We start from the raw sequence: 2,671 nt of genomic DNA, 5'->3' as shown, positions 1-2,671 counted from the left end.
CCTTTTTTGGTTCCCCCCCACCCCCGGCGGTTTGTGTGCGCCGCGGCGTCGGGCACCCCGTCGGGCACCCCCGGCTGCGGCGCCCCGACCTGCGGAGCGAACGCCGCGAGGGCGCGCATCGCTGCACGAGGGCGCCTCGCCGCATGGGGGGTACATCACCGCCCGGGCGGTGCGGGTGCGGAAGCCCGGTTCCCGGCAGGACAGCCACCGGGCCCGGGACGCGACGCGTTCCGGGCCCGGTTCGCTGCTGCGCGCCCAGCGGGTCTAAGCCCTGCGCAGGCTCGGCTTGAGCTCCTTGAGACGGCCCAGCAGGCCGTTCACGAAGGCCGGCGAGTCGTCGGTGGAGAACTCCTTGGCGAGTTGCACGGCCTCGTCGATCACCACCGCGTCCGGAACGTCGTCCTCCCAGATCAGCTCGTACGCGCCGAGCCGCAGAATGTTCCGGTCCACCACGGGCATGCGGTCGAGCGTCCAGCCCACGGCGTAGGTGGCGATCAGCTCGTCGATCCGGTCCGTGTGCTCCGCGTACCCCTCGACCAGCTGCATCGTGTACTCGTTGACCGGCGGCTGCCGGTCGTCGGTCCGGGCGAGCCGCAGCCAGTCCGCGAGCACGGTCCGCACGGCGGCGCCGCGCTGGTCGGACTCGAAAAGGATCTGGAATGCGCGCTTCCGGGCCTTGTTGCGTGCTGCCACGGTTACTTGTTCACCCGGCCGAGGTACTCGCCGGAGCGGGTGTCGACCTTGATCTTCTCGCCCGTGGTGATGAAGAGCGGAACGCCGATCTCGTAGCCGGTCTCCAGGCGCGCGGGCTTGGAGCCGCCAGTGGAGCGGTCACCCTGGACGCCGGGCTCGGTGTACTCGATGGACAGCTCGACGGCGGCCGGGAGCTCGACGTACAGCGGGTTGCCCTCGTACATCGCCACCACGGCCTCGAATCCCTCGAGGAGGAAGTTGGCTGCGTCGCCCACGGTCTCCGGGGTGATGTGGAGCTGGTCGTACGTGTCCATGTCCATGAACACGAAGTCGCTGCCGTCCTTGTACGAGAACTGCATGCCGCGCTTGTCGACATTGGCCGTCTCGACCTTCACGCCGGCGTTGAAGGTCTTGTCGACCACCTTGCCGGAGAGCACGTGCTTCAGCTTGGTGCGGACAAAGGCAGGGCCCTTGCCGGGCTTGACGTGCTGGAACTCGACGACGGACCAGAGCTGGCCCCCGTCGAGCTTGAGCACCATGCCGTTCTTCAGGTCGTTCGTGGTGGCCACGGTTGCTTGAATCTCCTGGACTGGCTGGAGGGGAGACCTGGCTGCGCGCCGGACTCACTGGAGCTAGAGCGCGAGCAGTTCCTTGGTCGTGATGGTGAGTAGCTCGGGTCCGCCGTCCGCCTCGGGGCGGACGACGAGCGTGTCATTGATCCGGACACCGCCCCGGCCCGGGAGGTGGACCCCCGGTTCGACGGTGACCGGCACACAAGCGTCCAGTTTACCCATGGCCGTGGGAGACAGCTGAGGCTCCTCGTCTATTTCCAGTCCTACCCCGTGTCCCGTGGCGCCTTCCAGGCCCTCCCCGTGCCCCGCGGCGTCGAGGACCTGGCGCGCGGCCCGGTCCACATCGCAGTACACGGCGCCCGGCACGAGCGCCTCCCGGCCGGCCCGCTGAGCCGCGAAGACCAGGTCGTACAGCTCGATCTGCCAGGCCGCGGGCGAGGTGCCGATGACGAAGGTACGGCCCAGCTCGCAGCGGTAGCCGCGGTAGTTCGCGCCCAGGCAGACGCTCAGGAAGTCGCCTTCCTCGACCCGGCGGTCGGAGGGCAGGTGCCCGGCGGCGCCGGCGTTCGGCCCCGTGGCGACGGATGTGGGGAAGGCCGGGCCGTCCGCACCGTGGTCGACCAGGCGGCGCTCGAGTTCCAGGGCGAGATGCCGCTCGGTACGGCCGACCAGGATCGACTCCAGCAGCTCGCCGAGAGCCTGGTCGGAGATCTCGGCGGCGATCCGCAGGCAGGCGATCTCCTCGTCGTCCTTGATCAGCCGCTGCTGCTCGACGGCACAGCCGAGGTCGGCGAGACGGAGCTGCGGGGCGGCGGCACCGAGAGCCCGGTGCCGGGCGACGGTCAGGTGGTGCTCCTCGACCGCGAGGGTCTCGGCCCCGGCCTCGGCCGCCAGGCCGGCGGCGGCGACGGCGCTGTCGGCGCCGGGCCCGGGGAGGGCCAGAACGCGCAGGTCCTCGGCGAGGCGGCCCTCGGCAGGGTCGCCGGAGGGGGGTCCTGCGCTGAGGAGGACGTCCTCGGCGGGGCCGAGGAGCAGGGCCGCGCCGTACGGGGCGCCGCCCGCGAGGTAGCGGACGTTCGCGGGGCGCGAGACCAGCACGGCGGCCCTCCCGGCCGCCGCGCATCTGTCGCGCAGCCGCGAGCGCCTGGCCGTGTGCACCTCTGCCATGTATCCGAGCGTACGAGCGGATGCGGCCCGCGGCCCGACGAGCACCGCCGGACGGGCGCGCACGCGTCCGTGGAACGACCAGCCGGGCTGCCCTGCCGGGCAGCCCCGCAGCGGCCGCACCGCGCTGCACGCCGCCGGAGTCGGCCCTGTCGCCGCGCGCACAGCCGGCACGGGCCCGCGCGCCCGCCGCCTCGGCCCGCTGCCACCCAACCCCGCCTTCGGCGCGGGTCAATTCCCAC

General features: G+C 72.1%; 4 protein-coding genes. 1 reads left to right on the top strand and 3 read right to left on the bottom strand.

Annotated elements, in window-relative coordinates; all coding sequences use genetic code 11:
• Positions 1-264 precede the first annotated feature (264 nt).
• The 3 genes from nusB to ACTWQC_RS35685 all read right to left on the bottom strand — a co-directional run bounded on the left by nusB (position 265) and on the right by ACTWQC_RS35685 (position 2,432).
• Positions 265-693, bottom strand: coding sequence for a transcription antitermination factor NusB (gene nusB, locus ACTWQC_RS35695; RefSeq protein ID WP_443320030.1), 429 nt, complete (start codon positions 691-693; stop codon positions 265-267).
• A 2-nt stretch (positions 694-695) separates the two neighbouring features.
• Positions 696-1,262 carry an elongation factor P gene (gene efp, locus ACTWQC_RS35690; protein WP_443320029.1) on the bottom strand — a complete coding sequence of 189 codons (567 nt, stop codon included), beginning with the start codon at positions 1,260-1,262 and terminating at the stop codon, positions 696-698.
• 63 nt (positions 1,263-1,325) lie between these two features.
• On the bottom strand, positions 1,326-2,432 hold the full coding sequence (locus tag ACTWQC_RS35685) for an aminopeptidase P family protein (RefSeq protein ID WP_443320028.1): 1,107 nt from the start codon (positions 2,430-2,432) through the stop codon (positions 1,326-1,328).
• Between ACTWQC_RS35685 and ACTWQC_RS35680 the strand changes: the two genes are divergently transcribed.
• The coding region (locus ACTWQC_RS35680) for a hypothetical protein (RefSeq protein ID WP_443320027.1) at positions 2,431-2,671 on the top strand (241 nt) is incomplete at its 3' end. The two genes, ACTWQC_RS35685 and ACTWQC_RS35680, sit on opposite strands and share 2 nt — an antisense overlap.

The sequence above is a fragment of the Streptomyces sp. 8N616 genome, from assembly GCF_052246385.1.
Lineage (GTDB): Bacteria > Actinomycetota > Actinomycetes > Streptomycetales > Streptomycetaceae > Streptomyces.
This window is presented reverse-complemented; position numbering and strand designations above follow the sequence as displayed.